The sequence below is a fragment of the Candidimonas humi genome (assembly GCF_019166065.1).
Classification (GTDB): domain Bacteria; phylum Pseudomonadota; class Gammaproteobacteria; order Burkholderiales; family Burkholderiaceae_B; genus Candidimonas; species Candidimonas humi.
The window spans coordinates 316274-335277 of record NZ_JAHTBN010000004.1 but is presented as its reverse complement, the minus strand read 5'-3'; the positions used below and the strand labels follow the sequence as shown (position 1 = coordinate 335277).

Below are 19004 nucleotides of genomic sequence, written 5' to 3'. Positions count from 1 at the left end.
ATCGATAAGAAGTTAAATTATAGAGCCGCCGGACACCCGCTCGATGCCGGCCAGGTCCCGAAGGCTGGCAACGCCTCCGAAGCCGGCCGCGGCCAACAGGCCGCGCACCGCCTGCGCCTGGTCCCAGCCGTGCTCCATCCACAACTGGCCGCCCGGCGCCAGCCGTGCCGGCGCCCCGGCCACGATCGCGGCCAGCGCCCGCAGGCCGTCGGCCCCGTCGGTCAGCGCCGCCTGCGGCTCGAAGCGCAGGTCGCCCTGCCCCAGATGCGCGTCACCGCGCGCAATATAGGGGGGATTCGAGACGATGAGGTCAAAAACCCTGTCGGCAGGCAGGGCTTGGTACCAATCGCCGCAGCAGAACTCGACTCGCGCGCCCAGGCGCCGCGCATTGGCCGCCGCCACATCGAGCGCGGCCGCGCTGGCATCGGTGGCTAGCACCTGCGCGCCCGGGCATGCCAGCGCGACGGACACCGCGATGGCGCCGCTGCCCGTGCCTAGGTCCAGCACCCGCGGGCGGGCATGGCCGTCGAGCGCCGCGATGGCGGCTTCCACCAGCAGCTCGGTGTCGGGACGCGGAATCAGCACCGCAGGCGTCACCTCGAATTCGTGGCCCATGAACTCGCGCCGCCCCAGCAGGTAGGCCATGGGCCGGCCCTCGCGACGCTGTTCCGCCAGTTCCTGGTAGCGGGCCACCGCCTGCGGCGCCAGGGGCTCGTCGTCATGGGCGATCAGCCAGGCTCGCGATACCTGCAGCACGTGCCCGAGCAGCATGCGGATCTCCAGCCCCGGCAGGCCGCCGGCGGCCATCAGCGCCCTGACGGTCTGCGTCATTCCTCGCCCAAGGCCGCGAGTTGCTCGGCCTGATGCTCGGCCAGCAGCGCACCGGTCAGTTCGTCTAGATCGCCGTCCATGATCTGCTGCAACTTGTACAGCGTCAGGTTGATGCGGTGATCCGTCACCCGTCCCTGCGGAAAATTGTAGGTGCGTATGCGTTCGGAGCGGTCGCCCGAGCCCACCAGGCTCTTGCGCTGCGCCGCTTCCTTGCTGTGCTGCTCGCGCTGCTGCTTGTCCTTCAGGCGCGCAGCCAGCACCTGCATGGCCTTGTCCTTGTTACGGTGCTGCGAGCGGTCGTCCTGGCATTCCACCACCAGGCCGGTGGGCAAGTGCGTGATGCGCACCGCCGAATCGGTCTTGTTGATGTGCTGGCCGCCCGCGCCGCTGGCGCGGAAAGTGTCGATGCGCAGGTCCGAAGGATTGATCACGATATCGGCCTGCTCGTCGGCCTCGGGCAGCACCGCCACCGTGCAGGCCGAAGTATGCACGCGGCCCTGGGCCTCGGTCTCGGGCACGCGCTGCACCCGGTGCGCGCCCGATTCGAATTTCAGCCGGCCGTACACGCCTTCGCCCTCGATGCGGGCGATCACTTCCTTGTAGCCGCCCAGTTCCGAGCCGCTTTCGGACAGCAGCTCGACCCGCCAGCGCTGCCGCTCGGCATAGCGCATGTACATGCGCAGCAGATCGCCGGAGAACAGCGCGCTCTCGTCGCCGCCCGTGCCGGCGCGGATTTCCAGGAACACGCTGCGGCTGTCATCGGGGTCGCGCGGCAGCAGCAATACCTTGAGCTCCTCGTCGAGACTCTCGAGCCGCTCTTTGCCGGTGCGCAGTTCCTCTTCGCCCAGCGCCTTCATTTCCGGGTCGTCAAGCATTTCCTGCGCCGCCTGCACGTCGCCTTCCGCGCCGACATAGGTATTGAAGGCCTGCACCACCGGATCCAGCTCGGCGCGCTCGCGCGACAGCTTGCGAAAACGCTCCATGTCGCCCGCGATCTCCGGTTCGGCCAGCATGGCATCGACCTCGACCAGGCGGTGGGCAAGCTGCTCCAACCGGTTACGCATGGAACTTTTCATAGAATCAGGGGGGATAAACAAAAGGCGGGGAAACAAGACCGGGCGAAACATATAGGGGATGCCGGCGCCCGGAGATGGCCGGCGGGAGCGGCGAGCGCCGCTAACGCCGATTGCGGGCGTTGGGCAGCAAGCGCGGCAGCAAAGCCAGCAATTGCTCGCGCTCGGTATCCTGGCTTTGATTCAACGCGGCCAGGGGGCCGTGCAGGTATTTCTGGGTAAGGCCGTGCGCCAATTGCTCGAGCACCTGCTCGGCAGGCTCGCCGCGCGCCAGCAGGCGGCGGGCGCGGTCCAGTTCGGCCAGGCGCACCTGGTCGGCGGCCTGATGCAAGTCCATGATGGCCGGCACGATCTCCCGATTTTGCAGCCAGTGCATGAAATTCTGCACCCGGGTCTCGATGATGGCCTCGGCCTGCACCACCGCCGCGCGGCGCGCGTCGGTGCCGCTTTGCACCATGCGGCCCAGGTCGTCGACCGTGTATAGGTACACATCGCCCAGGCGCCCCACTTCGGTTTCGATATCGCGCGGCACGGCCAGATCGACCATGACCATGGGCCGATGGCGGCGCAGACGCGTAGCCCTTTCAACCATCCCCAGGCCAAGGATGGGCAAGGAGCTTGCCGTACAGGACACAATGACGTCGAATTCCGCCAGGCGCTCGGGCAAATCCGACAAGCGCATGGTCTTGCCCATGAAGCGCGAGGCCAATTGCTCACCGCGTTCAAGCGTGCGATTGGCCACCATCAATTGCTTCGGCGTCAGCGCCGCGAAGTGCGTGGCACAGAGCTCGATCATCTCGCCCGCGCCGATGAACAGCACATTGGCCTGCGACAGGTCGCCGAACACGCGCTCGGCCAGGCGCACCGCGGCGGCCGCCATGGACACCGAATGGGCGCCGATCGCCGTCTGCGAACGGACTTCCTTGGCCACCGAGAACGTACGCTGGAACAACTGGTGCAGCAGCGTGCCCAGCGCGCCCGCTTCGTTCGCGGCGCGCACGGCTTCCTTCATCTGGCCCAGGATCTGCGGCTCGCCCAGCACCATGGAATCCAGCCCGCTGGCGACCCGGAAAGCGTGGCGGACGGCCTCGTTCCGCTGATATTGATACAGATGAGGATTGAGACTGCCGGCTTCCAGCCGGTTGAATTCCGCCATCCAGGCCGGCAACTGTTCGGACACCTGCGGCTCGGCCGCACAGTAGATCTCGGTGCGATTACAGGTGGAAAGTATCGCCGCTTCCTTCACCGCCGGCCCGAAAGCCGACCGCAGCCCGTCGAGCGCCGGCTTGAGCACCTCGAGCGGCATGGACACGCGCTCGCGCACCGACACCGGGGCGGAGACGTGATTCAGGCCGAAGGTCAGGACGTCTACAGACATGGAATTCACAAGGCGGGGCCAAGCCCCGCCACAAAGGGCGATACAGGCCGCGCTTACCATTGGGCGCAGCCCAGACAACCCTGGATTATAAACCTATGGAAACATTGTGGAGATTTTGGTAGTCAGGCGCCCGACAAGGAGGCTGTCCCCTTTTTTGCCCGGCCTTGGCGACAGCCCCTGCGTAGGGCCCAGCCGCAAAAACGGGGCGGTTGGCGGCCTGGTTCATCGTATGGCACGAAGCCCTGGTCGGCCCCGTCACCGCGGCCATAGTTAAGATGGGTACAAGGCGCCGAAAGAGCAAGGGCCGGGATTTTCGTGTATGATTTCGCCTTTCTTTGGCCTGGTAGCTCAGTTGGTAGAGCAGCGGATTGAAAATCCGCGTGTCGGTGGTTCGATTCCGCCCCAGGCCACCAGAAATTCAATGCCCAGCTTTCAAGGCTGGGCATTTTCATTTGCGTCACTGCACTGCGACACGGCTCGCCCCGATTGCGCAACGCCCGAACTCTATAGTGCATGAACTCAAGATTCCTGCAACTGGCGTATTGTCGCCATCGGCAGGAATAGTCGATAGGTATCGTTAGGAAAAGCAAGAAACCCGTACTTGCGATAGAACTTGGCGGCAGAAGCGTCTTTTGCATCCACGACCATGGCGTGGACGGCCATCACCTGCGTCGCGAGCAGCGTGCGGTGCATGGCATTTATCAGCAGGAACTCACCCAAGCCCGATCCTTGAGCGTCATGATCAACAGCGAGGCGACCAAGCAACACAGCGGGGACGGGATAGCGTGGCAGTTTCCTGGCCTGCTCCACAGGCAGTTCATCCCGATGGAAGCTCGTAGCGCTCAGGCTGTAATAACCGCAGACTGTCGTGGTTTCGGGCCGCACGGCCACAAAGACGCGAGCAACATCCCGCTTGATGTCCTGCGAGGCATGTTCTCGAAGATAGCGGTCAAGCTCGGAAACCCCGCATGAGAAAGCGGTGCGATCGTGCACCTTGCTGTCAAATGCCGACACCTGCCATGACGATGACATGACCGTCATCCAACTGTCTTTTGATACTTGGCAAACGCTTTGCGCAACGCGGCATTGGGTGCGGGAGGATTGCTCAAGGCGTCGTAAAACACCTTCCAGTCCGCGGCCGACAGGGATACGGCTTCGTTCTCGCGGATGACCTTTTCGGCTTCGGCCAAGGCCGTCGTCAGCACAAACTGGCTCACCGTTTTATGACGGTAGTTAGCCGCGAGTTGAAGCACGGTCTTGGCCTCAGCGCTCAGGCGCACCTGTAGCCGATCATCCTTTGTTTCTGCTGCGCCGGACATGGGAAGCCTCTCGTAAAACATGAATTATTGTACTCCGGAAAGGAGTACAAAACGTGTCGAGCCCACTCCCTTTTAATAAATTCCCGCGACCAGGCTCGTCCGGGAGACGCCCGAAGGGGTTCGACGCTAAGATGGCATATAGTCAGTCAATAACGTCCAGCCATTCCGCGGCTGATTGGGAGATAGCAATGAAAGTGCAAGGGCAATGTCACTGCGGTGCAATTCGCTACGAGGCGGAGGTGCAGGCCGGTTCGATGCGGATTTGCCATTGTCTGGATTGCCAGATTATGTCGGGCTCGGCGTTCCGCACGAACATCGCCGCGCCGGCCGAGACATTCCGTTTGCTGCAAGGCAAGCCTCGCCACTATGTGAAGACCGCCGAGAGCGGCGCGCAGCGGGTAAACGGCTTTTGCGAGGAATGCGGCACGCAGCTCTACGCAACCGATCCTGGTACGCCGAAGCGTTATTCGCTGCGGGTCGGCACCCTGGCGCAGCGCGATCAGATAGGCAGTCCACAGGCACAAATCTGGACGCGCCGCCGTGTCGGCTGGATGCCGCCGCTCGATGGCGTGGGTGAGACTGAAGGGCAACCGTAGCCCTCTTTTCAGGCTTGCGCCGCCCGGACTCATCGAGGAAAGCGCCACGACACGCGCGATGATCGTGGCACGACGAAAGGTGCCATTTCCCCTGGCCGGGCTGACTGCTGGCCCCCTACCCGGCTCGCGCCACTTCGAGCCCTCTTCCGTGAAAAGGCCGAAAGGCCATCAAAACCAGCATCGCGGCCAGCCCCATGCCCCAGGATCCCACATACATCATCGTGTAGCTGTCCAGGCGGTCGTAGATCAAGCCGCCGAGCAGCGGCCCCGTGGACATGCCGAGGCTGCCGGCCATCGCCGATGCGCCAATGATCGTGCCCATCATCCGCAGTGGGAAGTTCTCGCGGATGATTACGGCATAGAGCGGCATCGTGCCGGCGTAGATGGCGCCGACCGCCATCGCCACAGTATAGAAACCGGCAAGCCGGTTAACGGACACATAGGCAAGTATCGCGAAAGCTTGCGCCAGCAGGCCGATGACGAGAACGCGCTGTGCGCCGTACCGGTCGCCCGCCAGGCCGAAGCCGACGCGGCCGAACATCCCAGCCAGCCCTTCGACGCTGTAGATCGACACGGCTGCGATCATCGGAATGCCGCAGGTCACGGCGTAGCTCACTGTGTGGAAGATCGGACCCGAGTGCGTGGCGCAGCAGAAGAAGTTCGCCAGCATCAACAGCATGAACTGCCTCGAGCGCAGCGCCTGGGCGACGGACATGTCCGCCTGCCCTTCGCCCGCCGCCATGTCGATTCCTGCATCATCCTGGGGCGGCGGCCGGCGCACCAGCAGTGCAGTCGGGATCATCAGGGCAGCCACTATACCGGCGATGACCAGCATCGCGCCGCGCCAGCCATGAGCGACGACCAGCCAGGCGGCCAGCGGCGCCATGGTCATCGGCGCCATGCCCATGCCGGCCGACACCAGCGACACGGCCAAGCCGCGCTGCGTGTCGAACCATCCGGTGACACAGGCCATCATCGGCGCGAAGACCGCGGCTGTCGCCACCCCGACCAGCACGCCGAACATAAGCTGGAACTCGCCCAGCGACGCGGCTCGGCTGGCCAACGCCAAGCTCGCTGCCAGCACGACCGATCCCGCCAATACTACAAGGCGTGGGCCGTAGCGGTCGGAAAGGCTGCCCCATGTCAGGCTGGCCACCCCCATGGAGAGAAATGCGATGGTCATCGCAGTGGATATGCCGGTGACGGACCAGCCGGTGTCATGCTCCATCGGCCGCAGGAAAATGGGAAGTGAGAACATGGCTCCCATGGCCACGCAGCCCAGCAGACCGCCCGCCGCGACGATGACCCAGCGATAGCGTCGGTTCATGGCATTTTTCCGGAAGCGTTTCGAGGGCCGACCACATCTAAACCCGGCCATAGCGCGCAGGCGCAAGAATCATACGTTGGAGATCGACTGCTCAAAGCCTGAGCACGAGACTTAAAAAACATGCCCCAAACACAGGCGCCGTCGAAGTCGGTGTAAGGAACGAATTGCATGCGCGCCTCCCTGCGCTGGCGAACAATGGGCCGACTGCCCAATGCGTTTTTCATATTTGTGTACATCGTACACATATCCTGGCGACAAAGATAGATGCCGTCCACATGAGAAACATGCATTCTTGTAAGCAATTACTCCCAAGTCCGATGCATGCTTCGTCAATGTAGGCTGCGCCTGTAATCGACGTTCAGGCCTTTTACTCAGAGCAATAGATGGAAAAAGGATATCCGTCACCAGTTTGAAGATCGTGTCGGGCACCGCTCGACCAGCTCAACACGAGCATTCTTAGATCCTATGCTTCGTAGCAAGCCACCTTCCTGGCAGCAACACATCCGACCATCCTGGGTGCCGGGCCGTTCCGAACAACCGGCTGTCAATCAATCCTTTCAGTGCTAGCCCCTACAGGCGGAGTCCAGATAGGGTCTCAGTGCACCACAACTAATAACGTTCTTAGAAAATCCTTGCCACAAACTAATAACGATATTAGTATGCAAACTGCTTCCGGGAAACGGGAGAAAAACTGGACAACAGGAGGAGTTACAAATGACGAACAGAAGAACAGTTCTAAAGGCGATGGCCGGAGGCGCAGCGGCGATTCTGCTCCCCGAGATCGTTTATGCCAAAGGCGAATTTCCGCAGAAGCCCGTGAGGATCATTGTCCCCAATCCCCCAGGCGGGGCTTCCGATGTGATTTCCAGGTTTCTGGCCCACCGGCTTTCAAAAATGTGGCCGCAGCCCGTGGTGGTCGAAAACCGGCCAGGGGCAGGTGGAAGCATAGGCAGCCGGTATGTCGCGTCACAAAGCAACGACGGCGCCACGCTGTTAATGGGCGGCATCGCATCCCACGCGATCAATCCGGCACTGTATACGAATATTGGCTATGACCCGGTCAAGGATTTCACCGCGGTAGCGTTCATCGGAACCCTTGCCAACGTGCTGATGGCACGCAACGAGTTTCCCGCTACGAACATCAAGGAATTGATCGATCTGGCGCGGGCAGCGCCGGGCAAGTATATGTACTCCTCGGTAGGAAACGGCACTTCACCACACCTATCTGGCGCGCTGTTCTGCGAGATGGCGCACATACAAATGGTTCACGTTCCCTACAAGGGAAGCGCAGCGGCACTGAACGATTTACTGGGAGGCCAGATATCGCTCGGGTTCGACAATCTATCAGCCGGGCTGCCCTATATCAAAGATGGGCGCATCAAGGCGTTGGGAGTAACTACGGAGCAGCGCTCGATCCTGCTACCCCAGGTCCCCACCATCGCAGAATCCGGCGTGCCCGGCTATGAAGTGACGTCATGGCCCGGATTGTTCGGGCCTGCGGGGATGGATCCCGGCGTAACGCAATACATCAACGAATCGGTCAACAAGGTGCTCCAGGAAAAGGAATTCCAGCAAAAGCTTTTGCGCGTTGGGACAACCGCCAAGCCAATGACACCCGAAGAGTTCAGCACCTTCCTGAAAGCGCAGGTTCAAAAGTACAGTGCGCTCGCCAAAAAGGCACATCTTCATTTGGCGTAACAAGCATGGACAAGAAACTATCAGGAATGGCGGCCGTCGTGCTTGGAGCAGGCAACCCCGTTTCGGGATGCAGCAATGGCGGCGCCGCCGCGGCCCGATACGCCCAAGAAGGAGCATCCGTCTTGTGCGTAGATCGGGACATCGAAGCGGCCACGCGCACTGCCGATTTAATCGCGAGCCACGCAGGCATAGCAGTGCCTATGGCGGGCGATGTCACAAGCAAATCGGACCTCGTGGAAATCAAGCTGAAGGTCCTGGAGCTGTTTGGTCGAATCGACATCCTGCATAACAACGTCGGTGTCGAGATTGTCAATGAACTCGAGGACATCTCGGAAGACGCCTGGGATTTCGTACATGACGCCAATCTGAAAAGCGTCATGTTGTCTTGCCAGCAATTCATCCCATTGATGGTGCAGCAAGGAAGTGGCGTCGTCACAAATATCTCGTCCACGGCAAGCTTGCGCACGGGGACGCAGGCATACCTGTCCTACTGCACTTCCAAGGCCGGCGTAAATCACCTGACGCGGGTTCTGGCCAAAAGATATGCTGCCCATGGCGTACGGGTCAATGTCATTCTGCCTGGGATGATCCGCACCGCACATGCAATCCGCCTGTACGACGATCCCGACAAGGCCAACGCAGAGCGAGACGCACGCTGCCCCATGGGGGCGCAAGGCACTCCACAAGATATTGCCGCGGCAGCCGTGTTCCTGGCCAGTGCAGACGCCAAGTACATCACAGGAATCGAGCTGCGTGTCGATGGCGGACTCTCTATTTAAACCCGTGCGCACTTAAGCAGCGTGCACGGCCCTAAGACCAATCATTCGCGTCAAGAGGCAAAAAGCAATGAGCAAAGCGTTCGGAAGCATCCGACAGATAGGATATGTGGTGAAGGACATCGAGCAGGCGATGAATCACTGGTCTAAGGTGCTGGCGGTTGGACCATGGTTTTATCGTGCCGACGCCACGCCGACGATCTTCACCTACTACGGAGAAAGCGCCCCGCCGCCAAAGATCTCGATTGCAATTGCAAACTCGGGCGACATGCAAATCGAATTGATTCAACAGCACGATCAGGCCAACTCTCTATATAGAGATTCGCTAAATGCTTCCGGCGAGTGCGCCCAGCATATCGCCTACTGGACAGAAGACGAATTCGATGCCAAGCGCACGCATTTGCTGAAGATGGGATATCAAGAGGGGCACGCGGGCCAAATGGGGCAACGGGGCCGATTCAGCTATCTGATCCATAAAGAGCTGCCCAGCGCCGTCATAGAAATTTCGGAACTACGCGGGGGCAAAGCGGAATACTTCAGGAAAGTAGCGAGTGCCGCCCAAGAATGGGATGGGACTACATCGATCATTCGGGTCTGAAGGCCTGCGCGCCTTATTGAAACTTATAGAAAATGGGAAAACAAATGAGCATGCCCTATTCAATCAACGAGCAAGAACGTCTCCTAACCGTCAACATCCACGACGCCGTCCCTCTTCCGGGAGCGGCGCCCGGCTATACCCTGGTTCCTCTCTTTCTGGACAGGGAAAACGGCATATGGGTCTTATACGGCATCTTCAATCCTGGTGTTAAGTTGCCGCCCCATTTTCACACTGGCACCGTGCATTTTTTTACCACCAAGGGACAGTGGAACTACGATGAATACCCAGGCGATCCCCAGACAGCGGGCAGCTATCTGTATGAGCCCGGCGGTTCCATGCACACATTCTCAGTACCTGCGGATGCCAAAGAGCCCGCAGAAGGTTTCATGGTAGTGCAAGGCGCCAACATCAATTTCATCGACGGCCAGTTCCACAGCATTCGCGACGCCGGCGCCATTGAGGATGGCCTGCTGGCTGCGGTCAAGCAGGGGCTGGGACCCATGCCGAAATATTTCCGGCCCGGAGCAAGAGCGGTCTCGAGCCTGGACTGACCCAGGCCACCGAGAAGCGACCTCTTCACGGTTCCAGTTCTTTCACTTAAGCAAGGTAAATAAACGTGGTGCCCTACCCCGACATTGAAACTCTTCCTCAGCCTTTAAAAGAGCAACTGGCGACACGCAAGCCTTTGAATGTTTTCCGCATGGTCATGCACTCGCCGGCATTTGCGCCGGCATATTTCAGCATGGCAGATGCCGTGCGCAATTCCTGCCTGGAACCCCCATTGCGCGAGCTGGTCATTCTGCGCGTCGGGCACGCATATAAGGCATCCTACGAACTCTTTCACCATGAAAGAATAGCCAGGGATGCGGGGTTGTCAGAAGCCACGATAGTCGCGGCAGGCGCAGCCGAACCACAAAAGGGCGTGACGGAATTGGAGCAGCACTTTATAGACTGGACCGACTGCCTACTGAACAATCACACTCTTGATGAAGCATCCCGCCGGAGTGTGATCTCGCAGATAGGCTTCAACGGGCTAGCAGACCTGGTGTTCCTCGTAGGCTTCTATCAACTTGTCTGCAATTTCTTGCTGAGCTTCGACATAGACGTCGAGCGAGCTTATGCTTGATTAAAACTTGATTGACAAACGTTAAAACTTGATTGACAAACGGGCTTCATTGTTTTCTGGGTGCTGCGCATGAGTCGCGCAGCACCAGTTCGACCGGAGACCTGACGACGCTGCCCGCACTCGGCTTTTCCGCATTCGACTCAGAAAAGCGTTGCAACAGTATTTGGGCCGCATGCCGTCCGCAAGCGGCAATATCCCATTTCACAGCCGTAATGGATGGCTTGTACAAACGCACCAAATCGGTTTCTCCAATGCCGATTATGGATATGTCGTCCGGAATGCTCAATCCACTTTCGTTGATTGCGGCAAGAACTCCTGCAAGCATTTGCGTGCCCAGGCAAATTATCGCAGTCGGCCTGGATCGGGAACGTTTCAAGAGATTGCGGGTAACGTCGTAAGCCCGTGCGTCAGACGCCCCAAGCATGGAAACCAAGTCGTCTTGCACGACTAAATTCGCTTCCTCCAATGCTCTTTTGTAGCCCGAAAAGCGTTCACGGCCCGGTCGGATGGCCTTCGACGGAGACAATAACGCTATGCACTGGTGCCCCAGGCTCAACAAGTAGTTTGTCGCGACATACGCCCCGTGGGCGTGGTCCACAATTACCGCATCACCGAAGCGACGCGGCTCTCTGTCGTGAAACAGAATCGGCAGACCCGTTTCCTGCAGCGCCTTTATGACCCGCCTGTTGTTCTCGTCACTGTGGGCAACAATCATCCCGTCCACACGGCCCGAGCCATACGCATTGATAAGCTCGAGCTCCCTGTCACGATCATTGTTGGTGCTCGACACAAATAATAAATAGCCGGCGGCACTCAGCACCTCCTCGGCGCTGGCAAGAAAGGTGCCGTGCAAGGGATTGGAGATGTCGGAAACCAGAGCCGCCACCGCTCTGGATTTCAGGCTTTTCAAGCCTTGGGCATGCGGATTGGGCTTATATTCCAATTGCTTGACAGCCGCCTCCACGCGCGCTCTCAAACGGTCCGATACCCAGTTTTTTCCTGTTATCACACGTGAGACGCTGCCCTGGGAGACCCCTGCGAGCCGAGCAACATCCAGCACAGTGACCCGCTGCTTAGTAGCCATAACTCTCTCTATCCGTCACGCAATCCCGTGTAGCGCCGGAGGTGTTCGACACAAATTATATTGAGTATCCCTCGCACCGGCGAAGTATACCCGTGCAGCATAAGGAACCGTACGCGCCGACATCCTGGCCACCGCGAAGAACGCCGGCTCGGCATTTTAGTCAGGTTCATCCGCACTGGGCCAACGTCAGGATGCGACCAGCAGAACTGCGGAGCAGACGGCCGCTCGATACACAAAGTCCACCAAGGGAATTCAGGTCTCTTTCAAGACCTGCGTTTGCGCCTTAGTACAGGTTCCGCTTGTAGTCGACATCCAGGCTTTTGCGCATCAGCCCGGGAATTGCGACCAGTCCCTTGGTGACGATTGCGCCCAGGCCCCGCGCCTTGTGCAACCTTACATGCGCGGCGAAGATGGCCGCGGGATCGATGTCGGCGGGAGGCGCGGACGCAAGCCAAGGCCTGGCACGCGCCAGGGCAAGGCTTGTACGCAACTCGATGGAAGGCGACAGAATGCTGGTCACGAGCTTTGGGGTCTTGTCGCGTACGGTGAAAGGCTGCCTTAATTGCGGGTCGGCGCTGATGTCGACCGGGCCCCGTATGCGGGCCACCTGGGTGTGCCCCGGCACAATCAATAATGCCGACGCCTGGGGTCGCACCAGTATGTTGCGTAAGCTATCGGTGCGGCGGTTTCCGGGCCGGTCCGCGTAGCGGATGCCGCCCTCGAAGGCTTGGGCCAGCAGGCCGGCAGGGTCGCCCTTGGGGCTAAGGTCGGTGTTCAGCTCGGTATCGGCAGTGGCCAAGGCCATGAAACGGCTCGATCGTACAAAGTCGCCGGCATCCTCAATCGGAGGCTGCTCAGGCCGCCAGAAATCCGAGCGCAGCAAAGCCTTGGCGCAATGCAAGTAGCATTCCTGCACGGCAATGACTATGGACTGGCTGTCCGCACTCGTCACACTGCCGTTTATGCGCAGGGTCTCGCCGATGCCCGGAATCAGGAACAACAAGCCCACGCCACGCCCTTGCTGCGCCTGGTCGGGGTCGTCCAGCGCAGCGCGCGGCAGCCGCAACTGTTTTTCGTCCAAGGCGGCCGCGAAGCCCGGATCATCGCCGGCTATGGTCGCATCGATGCGCTGCGCATCGCTGAAGCCGGCAAACCCCAGGGGCGATGCACGCAGCCAGCGGCGCGCGTGCTCGTCCATATGATCGATGACCTTCAAGTCTATGGCCGAAGGCTTTGCGCCGACTTGCGCTTCGAGTTCAGCGATCGTCCACGGCATTTTTACGCATCCAGCCATACCAGACGGAAAGCGCCACGGGAACCAGCAGCGCCAGCCACGAGACCGCGTCGCCGAGGCCGTCGTATAAAAGGCCGGACAGCAATCCTATGGCGCTCAGCACGCCAACCACAATCGGCCAGAACCAGACTTTCATTGCCCCGGTACTCCTGCTCGTTGCGCTTCCCGGGTCTCGGCTTCGGCCAGGATTCCTTGCGCTTCACGATGGCGCATGTATTTCTTGCCCCAAAGGTATACGCCACTGCCCAGGATGATGATGGCGAGAATGTCGAGCAGCGCCCAGACTATTTTCAGCGGCAAGCCGCCGTAGTCGCCGAAATGCAGCGGCTGCGACACGAACAGGGCTTTCACGTACCAGGGCATTTCCCGCGTGTCGGTCAACACGCCGGTCTGCGCGTCGACCAGCACCGGGCGCAACAAGCGGGCCGTCAGCGGAGTATTGCCTTTCATGAAGGCCGTGTAGTGATGCGGGTCGGCAAATGCGGTGCCTGGGAAGGCAATCAGGCGCACCGTCATGTCGGGGGCGATTTTTATCGCCGTAGCGAACGCGGCTTGCACAGAGCCGTTGTCTTTCATGGGCGGCGCATTTTTATAGGGCTTGACCATATCGGCCAGTTGGTCGCCCTGCCAAACGGCCAGCACGATGGGGTCGAGCGTATTGATGATGCCTGTTGCGCCCACCACCGTCAGCCACACCACCGTGACGATGCCCAGCAGATTGTGCAGATCCAGCCATTTGATGCCGCGCCCCTTCTGCTTGCGTACCGTACCGAAATCCTGCTTGCGCATGAAGGGCTTATAAACCACCACGCCCGAAATGACGGCGATCACCAGCAGCAGGCCCATCAAACCCAGAAACAATTGCCCCGGCAAGCCGGCATACAGGTCTTTGTGCAACTGGAGCATGACCGCCATGAAGCCCTGGTCATTGGGCTGGTCCAACACCTGCGCGGTACGCGAATCGATCGCCACTGTCCAGAATTCGTCCGGCGGCGCATCGACCTTGCTGGCCATGGAAACCATCGTGATATGCGGGTGTTCTTCTTCGTCCCAGAACATGTAGCGCACCACTTTGTGGGGCTGTGCCGCCAAGGCGCTCTGGACGACCTTGTCCAGGCTGGCATTGGGCGTGCCCTGAGGCATGGACGGCGCCTCGACCACGCCCGAGAGTTGCTCGATTTCCTCGTGGAAGACCAGCGGCAGCCCGGTCAGGCACAGCACCAGCAGGAAGATCGTGCTGATCAGGCTGGTCCATTTATGGATGAATATCCAGGTACGAAGGTGCATGTTCTTAGAAATCCATCGTCGCCGACAACATTACGATGCGGCCCGAACCGAGATACAGATAGCCGTCGGACACGTTGTTCGCCGAGCTCGAGGTCGCCCAGTAAGCCTTGTCGAACAGGTTTTCGACATTCAGGCGCAGCGTCAGGTCTTTGCCGGCCACCTTGGTCTTATAGCGGGCGCCCAGGTCGAAAGTGGTGACCGAGGGCAGCTTGTACTTGTTGCCTTGGTCGGCGTATTGCGAGCCCGTATAGACCACGCGCGCATTCAGGCCCAAGCCGGGGGTAAGCACATTGTCCCAATCCGCGCCCAATGAAGCCTGCACATGCGGCACGCCCACGGCATCGTTACCCTCGTTGACGCCGCCGGCCATTTCGTCGAGCTTGCCGCGCATGAAGGTTACGCCGCCCAGCAGGCGCACGTTTTTCGCCACTTCGCCGAATGCGTTGATTTCCAGGCCGCGGTTCACCTGCATGCCGTTTTGCGTCAGCGAATTATTGAATACCGTGGCGCTGGGACGCTTGATCTGGTACAGACTTACCGTGGTGGCGAAATTGCCCCAATCGTATTTGGCGCCGACTTCAACCTGCTTGGTTTTCATGGGCGGCAGCGTGGCGGCCGACGTCACCGCCGGTGGCGCAGCCGATGCGCCTTGGGACAGGCCTTCGATGTAGTTGGCGTACAGCGACAGATTCCTGGCGGGCTTGATCACCAGGCCCACCAAGGGAGTAACCGCGGATTTGCTATACCCTGGGCCGTCCGGCGCGTTCGTGGGCGTGGGGAAGTAGACGTAGTTCTGCTGCTTCACAGACTGATAACGCGCACCCAGGGTCAACTGCACGCTGTCTTTCATGAAAGACAAAGTGTCGGCCAGCGCATAGCTGGTCAGCGTCGCCTCGGTGTATTTGCCCACGGGGTTCGCTATGCCGTCTACGTTCTGATAGTCGCTGGGCGGTGCGATGGGCTTGTACAGATTGTTGGGAATGGACGCGTAGCCCCAAGGGAACACAAAGCCGATGTCGGCATCGTTGGTCATGCGCGAAAAGCTAGCGGCGACTTTATGGTCTACCGCGCCGGTCGCGAATTTTGCTGTCAGGCCGGTTTCGAAGCTGGTGGTCTCGGGCTTGAATATCTGCCAGGCCGGGGTCGACACATAATCGCCATTCATACCCGACAACGTAGCATTGCCGGCAACCGCATCCATTTTGTGCTTGCGATTGCCCAAGGCCGCGTGCACCGTGATGTTGTCGTTGATGTCGTGCTCGATGCGCCCCACGACCGACGTATCGCGCATGATCACACGGCCGTAGCCGGGGTAGTTCAAGCCGGTGTCCGACGGCGCGCTGGGCAAGCTGGCCAGTGCCGGGGAGATCTGGAACTGGCGCACTTCGTTGTCGATGCGCTGCGACACATGCATGACGTCCAGCGATGCCCGCGTGTGCTCGCCGCGATAGTCCAGCGCGACGGACAAGAGCCCGTCCTTGTCTTTTTGGTCGTCAACCGATGTATTGCCGTCGCGATACGCCCCATTGATGCGTATGCCGAACTGGCCGCTGTCGCCGAAGCGGCGCCCCACATCGACATGCGTGCCGAATTGCGAATCGGACCAATAGCTGGCGGTTACGCGAGCTATTGGCGTATCGGTGGCGCGCTTGGGCACGATATTGATGGCGCCAGCCACGTTGCCCCCTGGAGCCATGCCGTTGAGCAAAGCCGAAGGGCCTTTCAGGATTTCCACGCTTTCGGCGATTTCCATCGGCACGCGGTAGTACGGCAACACGCCATACAGGCCATTGAAGGCGACATCCTGGCTGCTGAAGCTCAAGCCGCGAATGGTGAAATCTTCGTTGATATTGGTGCGCCCGCTACCCATGCGCACCGAGGGGTCTACAGACACCAGATCGGCCAGGGTGCGCGCCTGTTTGTCCTCGATCAGTTGCGAGGTGTAGCTGTTCAGGTTGAACGGGGTGTCCATGAAATCGGAATCGCCCAATAAACCCAGACCCCCGCCCTCGGTGACTTGTCCGCCCGCATAAGGCGTTTGCGCCGCGGGTTCCGCTACGCCATGCACTGTCACGGCAGGCATGGTGGTCACTTCGGATTTCGATTGCGCATGGGCGCTCGTCAGCGGCAACGCCATGCAGGCGCAAGCGGCGTGAAGGGCCAATGCGAGCGCGCTGGGGCGTACGGACGGGCGCTTTGCGCCTCGGTCACCCGCGTGGCGGGGGTAAGCATGCATGTTTTCTTTCCCAATATCGACGTGCGTAAGAAATCGGCAGGCTATATTTTTTATGGCTACCGATTCTAATAACATGAATAAGAATTGTTTTTATTTAATATATTACACGAAAACACGCTTTTTCAAGAAATCAATGGTTTGTTGAGACGCAGCCGCGCCTCCAACCGGGCAAGCCGTTCCGGCGCCTATGCGCCTGCCGGTTTCTCTCGTCGGAACATCAGCTTGCGTTTCGTCGCCGCGCCACCCGGCCTTCGCCGCAAGTCGTGGCGACACGCACCGGGGAGTGCGCTCTATAAAGAATGCAGGAGCGCTGCATAGCGCCCCCGCCTGGGATCGGGCAGCCGTGAGCCGCTCGAAGTGAAGGTGCTAGCGCGATACCCGTTCGATTTTCCCGCAGGCGATGGGCAGCGTCACGGCTGCGGGGATGGGCCCCAGGGATTTGACGGTGGACGGCAGCTTCGTGTCGGCCGGCACGCCGTGGATGAAGACGACGCGCTTGTCGAGGTTCAAGCCCTGGCCTTTGAACGCCTTGGCGAAGGCGGCCGAGAGCGCCTTGACGGACACGGCCTCGTGATAGTGGTAGCTGCCGTCCGCGGAGGCCTTGGGATAATGCCCATGGGCGACGTCCATGGCCGCGGGCATGGTATCGAAGGGCACCATGGTGGTTCCGGCGGCCGGCTCGGTTTCGATCAGGTCCACGATGCGGTCGCCGTTGGTGTCGGCCCCCAGCGTCGGGCAAGTGGCCGAGGCATCCGTGGTGAAGCCGTGGAAATGCTGCCAATGCACGATGTTGCCGGGCGCATTCTTGACACGGATGTCGATGGTGAGCCGGTCGCCATGAATGTCGAAGCGCGCCTCGCCGGTGGTGTCCGACAGCGTTACCTGGGAATTCATGGGAACGAGATGGGCGATGTAGTGTTCCGCAGGGGCTGCGGCCCGGCTGGCCGTTGCAAATGCCAGAGTGCCCGCCGCCAGTGTTGCCGCCGCCAGAAGACTTGATCTTGCTTTCATTTTCAATCTCCTCAAAGTGGCGCCGCGTCCGTTACGTGGCGTCTGCGGATACATCTTACTGTCGCCGCGCACGCGGCAAGGCATAAACCGCACTCGGACACGGGGGAATCGGGCGCCGCAAACCCGCGTGGAAACGCCTGCGCATTGGCCTATACAGAAATCGAACGTTCCAGCTATTGAGGGCGATACGCGGCTAGCGGCTCACGCACGGGGCAAGGGCCCACAGCAACCCGCATACGATTGTGGTCGGCCCAGCATGGGCTCGGCCCCGGCCGAACGAGCCTCTGTTGCCGTCAGTACTTCAGCCCGGTATCGCAAAGCACCGTGGCCACGGTCGCGTCCGGGGGCAAGCGGCCCGATTGCAGCAACTTGACCGCGGCGCACACATTGGCCGCGGCGGAATAGCCTACGTACAAGCCTTCCTGCACTGCAAGCTTGTGCCGCCACAGCTCAACTTCTTCATCCTTGACCGCCAGGCTGATGTCCATGAGCGACGGGTCCCAATGCGGCGGGACGGCACCGTAGCTGGTTCCCTGGATCAGATGACGCGCCTTGGTGACCGGGGCGCCGGCCAAGGCCTGGCAGCCTTCGGGCTCGACCGCCGCGCAGACCGTATCGGGCCTGGCGGCCTTGAGCGCCCGCGCCACGCCCATGAACGTACAACCCGTACCCACGGCCGCGGTCCAGGCCTGGGGCGCATAGCCTAGCTGCTCCAGGATCTCCTTGCCCGTGCCCTGCTCGTGGGCACGGATGCATTCGACGGCGTGAAACTGGTTTACATAGAATCCCCCGCGCTCGGCGGCAAGGTCTTGCGCCATACGCGCAGCGGCTTGGACGTCGGCCCCGGTAACCTGGCCGGGCGCGCCGTCCACCTGGTCCACAAGTATCACTTCCGCCCCCAGGCCTTCGAGCATGCGTGCGCGCGCCGGGCTGTTCCCTGCGGACATCGTGACGACCAGAGGATGGCCAAGGGCCGCGCAGGCTACCGCGAGTCCCGCCCCCATGTTCCCGCTGGTCATTTCGACGACCGGCATACCCGGCCGCAACCTGCCGTCCCCGAGAGCGGCCTGCAGAATCGCCTTTGCCGCGCGATCTTTAATGCTGCCGCCCGGCTGCAAGAACTCGGCCTTGGCCACGACCCGGCCCGGGCCGCTGTATATGCGGCTCAGCGCGATCAAGGGAGTGCGGCCGATCAAATCTAGAGAAGACGAGGCGAGAGAAGACGAGGCAGGCATTTGAGTACCGGGACTAAGCGGCAGGGCTATCGAGCGGGGCTCGGGCAGAACTATGGTTTGAGGCCATTTTAGAAGACGAATGTAATCGTCAGCCCTGCGGCCTGCTTGTCTTTGCCCTGCGAAACAGCAAAAGGA

General features: G+C 60.5%; 19 protein-coding genes and 1 tRNA gene. 7 read left to right on the top strand and 13 right to left on the bottom strand.

Features of this window, described 5'->3' with window-relative positions:
* Positions 1 to 12 precede the first annotated feature (12 nt).
* The 3 genes from prmC to hemA all read right to left on the bottom strand — a co-directional run bounded on the left by prmC (position 13) and on the right by hemA (position 3282).
* On the bottom strand, positions 13 to 831 hold the full coding sequence (gene prmC / locus KVP10_RS12155; protein ID WP_217964854.1) for a peptide chain release factor N(5)-glutamine methyltransferase: 819 nt from the start codon (positions 829 to 831) through the stop codon (positions 13 to 15).
* Positions 828 to 1907 carry a peptide chain release factor 1 gene (prfA, locus tag KVP10_RS12150; RefSeq protein ID WP_217964853.1) on the bottom strand — a complete coding sequence of 360 codons (1080 nt, stop codon included), beginning with the start codon at positions 1905 to 1907 and terminating at the stop codon, positions 828 to 830. The genes prmC and prfA overlap by 4 nt, the downstream gene beginning before the upstream one ends.
* A 100-nt stretch (positions 1908 to 2007) precedes the next feature.
* Positions 2008 to 3282: a glutamyl-tRNA reductase gene (gene hemA / locus KVP10_RS12145; RefSeq protein ID WP_217964852.1), complete on the bottom strand. Its 1275-nt coding sequence runs from the start codon at positions 3280 to 3282 to the stop codon at positions 2008 to 2010.
* A 337-nt stretch (positions 3283 to 3619) separates the two neighbouring features.
* Here hemA and KVP10_RS12140 point away from each other — a divergent pair.
* A tRNA-Phe gene (locus KVP10_RS12140) sits at positions 3620 to 3695 on the top strand.
* A gap of 106 nt (positions 3696 to 3801) precedes the next feature.
* Here the strand turns inward: KVP10_RS12140 and KVP10_RS12135 are convergent.
* Together KVP10_RS12135 and KVP10_RS12130 are read right to left on the bottom strand one after the other, a co-directional pair.
* Entirely contained in the window at positions 3802 to 4323 is a 522-nt protein-coding gene (locus KVP10_RS12135; RefSeq protein WP_217964851.1) for a GNAT family N-acetyltransferase, read from the bottom strand.
* A complete protein-coding gene (locus tag KVP10_RS12130; RefSeq protein WP_217964850.1) occupies positions 4320 to 4601 on the bottom strand; it encodes a type II toxin-antitoxin system TacA family antitoxin in 282 nt (93 codons plus the stop codon). Before KVP10_RS12130 ends, KVP10_RS12135 begins: the two co-directional genes overlap by 4 nt.
* A 188-nt stretch (positions 4602 to 4789) precedes the next feature.
* Between KVP10_RS12130 and KVP10_RS12125 the strand changes: the two genes are divergently transcribed.
* Positions 4790 to 5197 carry a GFA family protein gene (locus KVP10_RS12125; RefSeq protein ID WP_217964849.1) on the top strand — a complete coding sequence of 136 codons (408 nt, stop codon included), beginning with the start codon at positions 4790 to 4792 and terminating at the stop codon, positions 5195 to 5197.
* Positions 5198 to 5312: 115 nt separating this feature from the next.
* On the opposite strand, the gene KVP10_RS12120 is transcribed toward KVP10_RS12125, so the two are convergent.
* Positions 5313 to 6524: an MFS transporter gene (locus tag KVP10_RS12120; RefSeq protein ID WP_217964848.1), complete on the bottom strand. Its 1212-nt coding sequence runs from the start codon at positions 6522 to 6524 to the stop codon at positions 5313 to 5315.
* A 714-nt stretch (positions 6525 to 7238) separates the two neighbouring features.
* Here KVP10_RS12120 and KVP10_RS12115 point away from each other — a divergent pair.
* From KVP10_RS12115 to KVP10_RS12095, 5 genes are all read left to right on the top strand, one after another.
* Positions 7239 to 8222 (top strand): Bug family tripartite tricarboxylate transporter substrate binding protein, encoded by a 984-nt coding sequence (locus KVP10_RS12115; protein ID WP_217964847.1) that lies wholly within the window; start codon positions 7239 to 7241, stop codon positions 8220 to 8222.
* Positions 8223 to 8227: 5 nt separating this feature from the next.
* The gene (locus KVP10_RS12110; protein WP_217964846.1) at positions 8228 to 9001 is read left to right on the top strand and encodes an SDR family NAD(P)-dependent oxidoreductase; all 774 of its coding nucleotides are present in this window, start codon (positions 8228 to 8230) and stop codon (positions 8999 to 9001) included.
* Between the two features lie 67 nt (positions 9002 to 9068).
* On the top strand, positions 9069 to 9596 hold the full coding sequence (locus KVP10_RS12105; RefSeq protein WP_217964845.1) for a VOC family protein: 528 nt from the start codon (positions 9069 to 9071) through the stop codon (positions 9594 to 9596).
* Positions 9597 to 9640: 44 nt separating this feature from the next.
* Positions 9641 to 10147: a 2,4'-dihydroxyacetophenone dioxygenase family protein gene (locus tag KVP10_RS12100; RefSeq protein WP_217964844.1), complete on the top strand. Its 507-nt coding sequence runs from the start codon at positions 9641 to 9643 to the stop codon at positions 10145 to 10147.
* 65 nt (positions 10148 to 10212) lie between these two features.
* On the top strand, positions 10213 to 10722 hold the full coding sequence (locus KVP10_RS12095) for a carboxymuconolactone decarboxylase family protein (protein WP_217964843.1): 510 nt from the start codon (positions 10213 to 10215) through the stop codon (positions 10720 to 10722).
* Positions 10723 to 10768: 46 nt separating this feature from the next.
* On the opposite strand, the gene KVP10_RS12090 is transcribed toward KVP10_RS12095, so the two are convergent.
* The 7 genes from KVP10_RS12090 to KVP10_RS12060 form a co-directional block, all read right to left on the bottom strand.
* On the bottom strand, positions 10769 to 11806 hold the full coding sequence (locus tag KVP10_RS12090; RefSeq protein ID WP_217964842.1) for a LacI family DNA-binding transcriptional regulator: 1038 nt from the start codon (positions 11804 to 11806) through the stop codon (positions 10769 to 10771).
* 283 nt (positions 11807 to 12089) lie between these two features.
* A complete protein-coding gene (locus KVP10_RS12085; RefSeq protein ID WP_246600596.1) occupies positions 12090 to 13082 on the bottom strand; it encodes a pyridoxamine 5'-phosphate oxidase family protein in 993 nt (330 codons plus the stop codon).
* Complete coding sequence (locus KVP10_RS12080; protein ID WP_217964840.1) at positions 13063 to 13236, bottom strand: hypothetical protein; 174 nt, start codon at positions 13234 to 13236, stop codon at positions 13063 to 13065. Before KVP10_RS12080 ends, KVP10_RS12085 begins: the two co-directional genes overlap by 20 nt.
* Positions 13233 to 14387 carry a PepSY-associated TM helix domain-containing protein gene (locus tag KVP10_RS12075; protein ID WP_217964839.1) on the bottom strand — a complete coding sequence of 385 codons (1155 nt, stop codon included), beginning with the start codon at positions 14385 to 14387 and terminating at the stop codon, positions 13233 to 13235. Before KVP10_RS12075 ends, KVP10_RS12080 begins: the two co-directional genes overlap by 4 nt.
* 4 nt (positions 14388 to 14391) lie before the next feature.
* Positions 14392 to 16470, bottom strand: a complete 2079-nt coding sequence (locus tag KVP10_RS12070; protein ID WP_217964838.1) for a TonB-dependent receptor — start codon at positions 16468 to 16470, stop codon at positions 14392 to 14394.
* A 519-nt stretch (positions 16471 to 16989) separates the two neighbouring features.
* Entirely contained in the window at positions 16990 to 17634 is a 645-nt protein-coding gene (locus KVP10_RS12065; protein ID WP_217964837.1) for a hypothetical protein, read from the bottom strand.
* Positions 17635 to 17927: 293 nt separating this feature from the next.
* Positions 17928 to 18869 (bottom strand): PLP-dependent cysteine synthase family protein, encoded by a 942-nt coding sequence (locus tag KVP10_RS12060; RefSeq protein WP_217964836.1) that lies wholly within the window; start codon positions 18867 to 18869, stop codon positions 17928 to 17930.
* Positions 18870 to 19004: the final 135 nt, after the last annotated feature.